The organism is Stenotrophomonas sp. S39, from assembly GCF_016624665.1.
Classification (GTDB): Bacteria; Pseudomonadota; Gammaproteobacteria; order Xanthomonadales; family Xanthomonadaceae; genus Stenotrophomonas.
The window spans coordinates 1-6,678 of record NZ_JACVTT010000151.1; the positions used below are offsets into that span (position 1 = coordinate 1).

Sequence of the window (6,678 nt, forward strand, 5' to 3'; positions counted from 1 at the left end):
AGGTTGCCGGCCAGCGGCCGGCACTACCGCAGGTGCAGGGCGCAGCCCTGCATCGACCAACCCCTACTTTTTCAGGAAGTTGTCCACCAGCAGGTGCTTCACATCGTCGAAGCGGCCGTTCAACACCGCCTTGGCCGCATACAACGCCGTACCCGCCACCTGCTTGGCTTCGATCTGCGGCGGCATCACCAGCTCCGCGCGGCTGGTATGCACATCCAGCAATGCCGGTCCGCGCTGGGCCAGGAAATCCAGTACCGCTTCCTCCAGATCCTCGCTGCGGGTCACCGTGCGGCCGTGGAAACCGATCACCTCGGCCAGGCGACCAAAATCGGGATTCTTCAGGTCGGTGTAGTTGTCCAGCAGGCCCTCCACCTTCTGCTCCAGCTCGACGAAATTCAGCGAGCCGTTGTTGAACACCACCACCTTGATCGGCAGGTTCTCCTGCACGGCGGTCAGCAGGTCACCCAGCAGCATCGCCAAGCCACCATCGCCGGACAGCGAAATCACCTGCCGGCCGGGGAAGGCCTTCTGCAGGCCGAGCGCCTGCGGCATCGCATTGGCCATCGTGCCGTGCAGCAGGCTGGTCAGCGTGCGGCGGCGGCCGTTCACCCGGATATGGCGCAGCACCCAGACCATCGGCGAGCCACCGTCGGCGGTGAACAGGGCATCGTCGCTGGCGTGCTTGGACAGCAACGCGGTCAGGTGCTGCGGGTGGATCAGTTCGCCTTCGCCGGGCTGTTCTTCCTGTTCGCGCTTCTGCAGCGCCTTGTCCCGGTGCGTGATGCACTCGTCCAGGAAGGTGCTGTCCTCGCGCGGCGGCAGCATTGGCAGCAGCGCGTCCAGCGTCGGTGCGATATCGCCGACCACGCCCAGGTTGACCGGGTGGCGGCGGCCGAGGTGGCTGCCATCGCGGTCGATCTGGATGATGGTCGCCTTGTCCGGGTAGAACTGGCCCCAGGCGAAGTCAGCGCCCAGCAGCAGCAGCGTGTCGCACTCCATCAGCGTGTGGAAGCCCGATTCGATGCCGAAGATGCCGGTCATGCCCATGTTGTAAGGATTGTCCGGTTCGACGAAATCCTTGGCGCGCGAGGTGTGCGCCACCGGCGCCTGCAGACGCCGGGCAAGTTCAAGCAACTGCGCGTGCGCGCCCTGGCAACCGGCGCCGGCGTAGATGCCGATGCGCTTGCCCTGCCCCAGCAGCTCGGCGATGCGCTGCAGCTCCGCATCGGAGGGGCGAAGTACGGGCTGGGCGTAATGCACCGAGAACGGCACATCGTGCTTCACCTCCGCCTCGCTGATATCCGCCGGCAGGATCACCACTGCCACGCCGCGGCGGCTGATCGCTGCCTGGCAGGCCAGCGCCACCACGCGTCGCGCCTGCTCGGGGCTGTGCACCTGCTCGCAGAACACCGTGCAACTTCCATAGACCGCCTTGAAATCCACTTCCTGCGGGAATTCCATGCCCAGTTCGCTGGTGACGATCTGGCTGGCGATCAGCACCATCGGCGCGCGGTTGCGGTTGCTTTCGAAGATGCCGTTGATGAAGTGCAGGCCACCGGGCCCGCAGGAACCGGCGCAGGCGGTCAGCTGCCCGCTCACCAGCGAATCAGCGCCGGCGGCGAAGGCGGCGACTTCTTCGTGGCGCACGTGCACCCATTCGATATCGCTGCGATGCATCGCATCGGTCACGTGGTTCAAGGTATCGCCCACAATGCCGTAGCAGCGGCGGACGCCGGCCTGCTGAAGTGTGTCGATGACGATTTCTGCAACGCGCTTGCTCATGGGGGCACAGCCGGGGTTCGGGGGAAACCCGAGGCTAGACCCGGCCAAGTGATGCCACTGTGGGCATTGTGCAGGCTGATCCGATACATTGACGGCAGATTCCCCGGCCTGCCCCCATGCAGCTCATCCTGCACCGCGCTGAATCGCGCGACACCCTGAACTACCACGAACTGCAGTGGCTGCAGGGGCTCGACGCCACCCTGCATCCGCATCTGGCAACACTGCGTGCGCAGCCGCGCGGCAGCCTCGAGGGCACCACGCTCGCAACCGCGATGGACGAACTGCTGCAGTGCCTGGCCACCGTCCCCGGTGACGACGTGCAGCGCAGGGGCGGCCTGCGCCTGCTGCTGGTGTTTGCCGCCGCCCACCGCAATGGCCAGGCCGTGGCCTGGCAGACCCGCTGACCCGTACAGGAACCGACGTGGCCTTCGACCTCTACCTCGACAACGGGCGCGACCCGGAACAGCGTGCCTGGATTGCGCCGCACGAGGAAGCCATCCTCAGTTCCGATGCGCAGCGCTACCCGCAGCTGTGCCGTCTCGCGCGCGAGTTCTACGCGCAGCCCTCCATCTCGCCCGGGCAGTCACAGGCACTGGTGCAGGAAATCATCGACCGCATACTGGAGGAACCGCAGGGCGCAGACTCGCCGCTGGCCGAGGTGGCCCTGCGTCTGCTGGTGCTGTTCGACCAGGCATATCGCCAGCGCAGCACCATCCGCTGCGTCGGTGATTGAACGCCTGTTTCAATCGTTGACGTTGACCCAGCCCTCGATCGCGCCGCGCTTCGGGTTGCGATAGCGCAGCTTCATCCAGCCGTCCTTTTCATCCAGCATCTCGACCCGGTCGCCCTGCAGCAGATAGCGCTTGGTGCTTGCAGCACCCGGGCGATCAAACAGGAACAGGCGCGCGGTCAGCACCGTGGCCTGCTGGCCGCGCAGCGGTGCATTGGCGGCCGGTGCACTCAGGCCATCGGCGATGGCGCTTTCCAGCACGCGGCCGGACGCATCATGGGTGCGCCAGACCGCCAGCGGGCCGTTTTCCTCGGTCCGATCCGGCTGCAGCGTGTTGTTCAGTGTCTCGCCCAGGCGCAGCACGTCCTCCGAGCGGTACAGATAGAGCGTGCTGCCATCGAAGCGGTATTGATCGGTGTACCACATCGGCCCGCCGCGGCAGCTGCTGGTCAGCGTACGCGTGGCGGCATCAACGGTGAGGCCCATCAGGCCGCCACAGTTGTCACGGCCATGGGTCCGGGCCTGCAGCGCGCGGAAACCGCCGCTGGCCGGATCGTACCGATACACCGCCACCGCTTCGTTGACCATGCCGACCGACGCCCGCGCAACCAGCTCCGGGCGCCCATCGAAATCGACATCCTCGGCGGACAGGCGGGAATTGCCGTCGACATCGGGGGCCCCCGGCAGACTCTGCCGCTTGCCAGAGGGCAGCACCTGCACGGCAATGCTGCCGCCCTCCGTCACCTCGGCCTGCACGCGGACGCCGGGCGCCGCCTCGAAGCGCAGCGGCGCATTGCTTTCTGCGGCATGCGCCAGCGGCATCATCAGGCCCGCCAGCAGCAGGCCGATCACGGTGTCCCTGTGTCTCATCGTCGTTTCCTGCGGCGCCACGGTGACGCCTCCAGGTCAGAACGATACGTCAACTGCCTGCCGCGACCACAGCACCGACTGGTGCTTGGTCTGCTGCTTCCACGCCAGGCGGATCGCTTCGATGTCGGCACGACGCTGCGGGCTGTCTTCATGCAGCACCACCAGCACCTTGGTGCGCAGGCGGTTGGGCGAGGTGTCGCCGCGGAACAGCCACTGGCCGTAGGCATCGAACACCGTCAGGCCATCGGGGAAGCGCGGGGTCACTTCCTTGTCCAGGAAGGCGCGCCACTGCGCCTCGCTGATGGTGTCGGCCTGCGGCCGGTTGCCGGCGCCCTGCTCCTCACCCACGCCGAAGTACAGCTCGCTGCGCACCCAGCCCTGGCCGTTGGACGGCCGCGCGGCGTCGCCCTGCATCTCGGCGGTGGTGGCATAGGCGCTGGGCGCCTTCGAGGACAGGCTGGCGCAGCCGCTGGTCGCCAGCAGCACGGCAAAGATCAGGCCAAGGTGTTTCATGGGGGACAGCACTCCGGGGAAGGGGAAAAGCACGACGAAGGGGCACGGAGGGTACACCTGCGTTTCGGTTGCGGTTGCAACCAATCACTCATGCCACAGGGGCATCAGCTGATGCGATTGAAAGCGGGGCTTGCGTCACACCCCCTCCTCACGCCAAGATAATATATCGCTTCATCCGGATGGATGTAAGTGAAACGTTCTCTCCCCCGCCCCTTCCCCACGTCGTTGTTGCTGGAGTCCGCATGTCCCCCCGCCTGTCCGCGTCGCCGCTTGGCCTCGCCATCGCGCTCGCCCTGTCCCCTGCCCTCGCTTCCGCCCAGGATGCGGCCACCAACCTGGACACGGTGATCGTCACCGGCACCCGCGCCGCCGACCGCACCGTGCTCGAATCCACCTCGCCGGTGGACGTGCTCACCGCCGAGGACATCCGCAAGGCCGGCGTGGTCAACGGCGAGCTGGGCAGTGCGCTGCAGGCCCTGCTGCCGTCGTTCAACTTCCCGCGCCAGTCCAACTCCGGCGGCGCTGACCACGTGCGCGCCGCGCAGCTGCGCGGCCTGTCGCCTGACCAGGTGCTGGTGCTGGTGAACGGCAAGCGCCGCCACCACACCGCACTGGTCAACACGGACAGCAAGATCGGCAAGGGCACCACGCCGGTCGATTTCAACTCGATCCCGGTCAGCGCCATCAAGCGCATCGAAGTGCTGCGTGACGGCGCCGGCGCCCTGTACGGCTCCGATGCCGTGGCCGGCGTGATCAACGTGATCCTGGACAACGGTGGCGACGGCGGCGAGATCGAAGCCAGCTACGGCGCCAACCACACCGACCTCAAGCCGATCGGCCGCACCCTCACCGATGGCCAGGCCGGCAACATCAGCGCCAAGGTCGGCACCTCGCTGGGCGAGGATGGCGGCTTCCTGCGCGTAGGCCTGGAATACAAGAAGCGCAACGGCACCAACCGCGCCGGCTACGACCTGATCCCGCCGTGGGACCAGACCGAGGCCAACCTGGCGCTGCAGGGCAAGCGCAACTACGTGCTCGGCGATGGCGCCAGCAAGGACATCAACCTGTGGCTGAACACCGAGATTCCGGTGGGCAAGACCGCAACCTTCTATGCCTTCGGCACCTTCAACCAGCGCGACACCGAAGGCGCGAACTACTTCCGCTACCCCGACGGCGATGCCAACTGGAAGGAGGTCTACCCGAACGGCTATCGCCCGATTTCCGAAGGCGAGAACCGCGACGTGCAGGCCGTGGCCGGCGTGCGTGGCCAGTGGGGCGAGTGGAGCTATGACGGCAGCGTGGATTACGGCCAGAACGACTTCACCTACCGCCTGCGCGATTCGATCAATGCCTCGCTGGGCCCGACCAGCCCGACCCGCTTCAAGACCGCCGATTACCAGTACGCGCAGACTGTGGGCAACCTCGACCTGAGCCGCGTGTTCTCGCAGAGCGACAGCATCACCCACACCCTGGGCCTGGGCGCGGAAGTGCGCCACGAGCGCTACCAGACGCGCCCGGGTGACCCGTCCAGCTATGCGGCCGGCCCGTACACCGATCGCCCGACCGGCTCGCAGGCCGGTGGTGGCCTGACCCCGCAGGATGCCGCGTCGCTGGCGCGCGACGTGGCCAGTGCCTATGCCAGCCTGTCCAGCCAGTTCGGCGACCACTTCTCCACTGATCTGGCCGCGCGCTACGAGCACAGCGACGATTTCGGCAGCGAACTGACCGGCAAGCTCGGCCTGCGCTACGAATTCACCCCGGCCTTCGCCCTGCGCGGTGCCATCTCCAACAACTTCCGCGCGCCGTCGCTGGCACAGATCGGCTACGAATCCACGTCCACCGGCTACAACGCCGCTGGCCAGCTGGTGCAGGGCCGGCTGCTGTCGGTCAACAACCCGATCGCCCGCGGCCTCGGCGCGCAGGACCTGAAGCCGGAAAAATCGCTCAATACCTCGCTGGGTTTCACCAGCCGCATCGGTGAGCACTTCGACCTGTCGCTGGACTTCTTCCAGATCGACATCGACGACCGCATCGCGCTGTCGGAAAGCATCACCGGCGATGCGCTGACCGACTTCGTGGCCGCCAACTACGGCGTCACCGGCCTGCAGAGTGCCAGCTTCTTCGTCAACGCCGCCGATACCCGCACCCGTGGCGCCGAGCTGGTGACCAACTGGCGCCAGGCACTGGGCGATGGCCAGCTGCTGCTGACCGGCACCTATGCCTACACCAAGACCACGCTGAAGAACGTGCTGGCCACCCCGGCCCAGCTGCAGGCGCTGGACGCGGATTACGTGCTGTTCGGCATCGAGGAAACCAACACGCTGACCGACGCGACCCCGCGCACCCGTGCCAGCTTCTCGGCCGCCTGGAGCAACGACCACTGGTCGCTGAGCAGCCGCGTGAACCGCTACGGCAGCGCCACCCGCGTGTTCAATTTCGGCGATGGCTACATTCCGCGCCAGACCTACCAGGCCGAGTGGCAGCTGGATGCGGAGGTGGAATACCGCTTCAACAAGCAGTGGAGCGTGGCCATCGGCGGGCAGAACCTGACGGACAACTACCCGGACAAGTCCAACGACGATATCTACTACTACGGCAACCTGCCGTATGACGTGCTGTCGCCGATCGGCAGCAACGGCGCGTACTACTACGGCCGCGTGCGTTACACGTTCTGACCGCTTCTGGTGGGTGCGGACCGTTGGTCCGCACTGCCCTTCGGTGCCGACCAACGGTCGGCACCTACCGGTCTTGATTTTTTGTGGTGGGTGGCGGCCCGTGGGGCG

The 6,678-nt window shown here is 66.6% G+C and carries 6 protein-coding genes; 3 read left to right on the forward strand and 3 right to left on the reverse strand.

Translation table 11 applies throughout. From position 1 onward, the window contains the following. Positions 1-63: 63 nt before the first annotated feature. The gene (locus IAE41_RS21460; RefSeq protein WP_200734488.1) at positions 64-1,782 is read right to left on the reverse strand and encodes a thiamine pyrophosphate-dependent enzyme; all 1,719 of its coding nucleotides are present in this window, start codon (positions 1,780-1,782) and stop codon (positions 64-66) included. A 116-nt stretch (positions 1,783-1,898) separates the two neighbouring features. On the opposite strand from IAE41_RS21460, the gene IAE41_RS21465 reads away from it, so the two are divergent. After that, positions 1,899-2,186: a hypothetical protein gene (locus IAE41_RS21465; protein ID WP_200734489.1), complete on the forward strand. Its 288-nt coding sequence runs from the start codon at positions 1,899-1,901 to the stop codon at positions 2,184-2,186. A gap of 17 nt (positions 2,187-2,203) precedes the next feature. Then, positions 2,204-2,515, forward strand: a complete 312-nt coding sequence (locus IAE41_RS21470) for a hypothetical protein (RefSeq protein ID WP_200734490.1) — start codon at positions 2,204-2,206, stop codon at positions 2,513-2,515. Between the two features lie 9 nt (positions 2,516-2,524). On the opposite strand, the gene IAE41_RS21475 is transcribed toward IAE41_RS21470, so the two are convergent. Both IAE41_RS21475 and IAE41_RS21480 read right to left on the reverse strand, forming a co-directional pair. Next, positions 2,525-3,382, reverse strand: a complete 858-nt coding sequence (locus tag IAE41_RS21475) for an SH3 domain-containing protein (RefSeq protein WP_200734491.1) — start codon at positions 3,380-3,382, stop codon at positions 2,525-2,527. A gap of 36 nt (positions 3,383-3,418) precedes the next feature. Next, positions 3,419-3,895, reverse strand: coding sequence for a DUF3574 domain-containing protein (locus tag IAE41_RS21480; RefSeq protein WP_079222925.1), 477 nt, complete (start codon positions 3,893-3,895; stop codon positions 3,419-3,421). Between the two features lie 242 nt (positions 3,896-4,137). On the opposite strand from IAE41_RS21480, the gene IAE41_RS21485 reads away from it, so the two are divergent. Further along, positions 4,138-6,570 carry a TonB-dependent receptor gene (locus IAE41_RS21485; RefSeq protein WP_200734492.1) on the forward strand — a complete coding sequence of 811 codons (2,433 nt, stop codon included), beginning with the start codon at positions 4,138-4,140 and terminating at the stop codon, positions 6,568-6,570. Positions 6,571-6,678 lie beyond the last annotated feature (108 nt).

Bases quoted from the DNA above. Each gene is read 5' to 3' on its own strand.
- IAE41_RS21460 (WP_200734488.1), bottom strand. From the start codon at position 1,782: ATGAGCAAGCGCGTTGCAGAAATCGTCATCGACACACTTCAGCAGGCC.
- IAE41_RS21465 (WP_200734489.1), top strand. From the start codon at position 1,899: ATGCAGCTCATCCTGCACCGCGCTGAATCGCGCGACACCCTGAACTAC.
- IAE41_RS21475 (WP_200734491.1), bottom strand. From the start codon at position 3,382: ATGAGACACAGGGACACCGTGATCGGCCTGCTGCTGGCGGGCCTGATG.
- IAE41_RS21480 (WP_079222925.1), bottom strand. From the start codon at position 3,895: ATGAAACACCTTGGCCTGATCTTTGCCGTGCTGCTGGCGACCAGCGGC.
- IAE41_RS21485 (WP_200734492.1), top strand. From the start codon at position 4,138: ATGTCCCCCCGCCTGTCCGCGTCGCCGCTTGGCCTCGCCATCGCGCTC.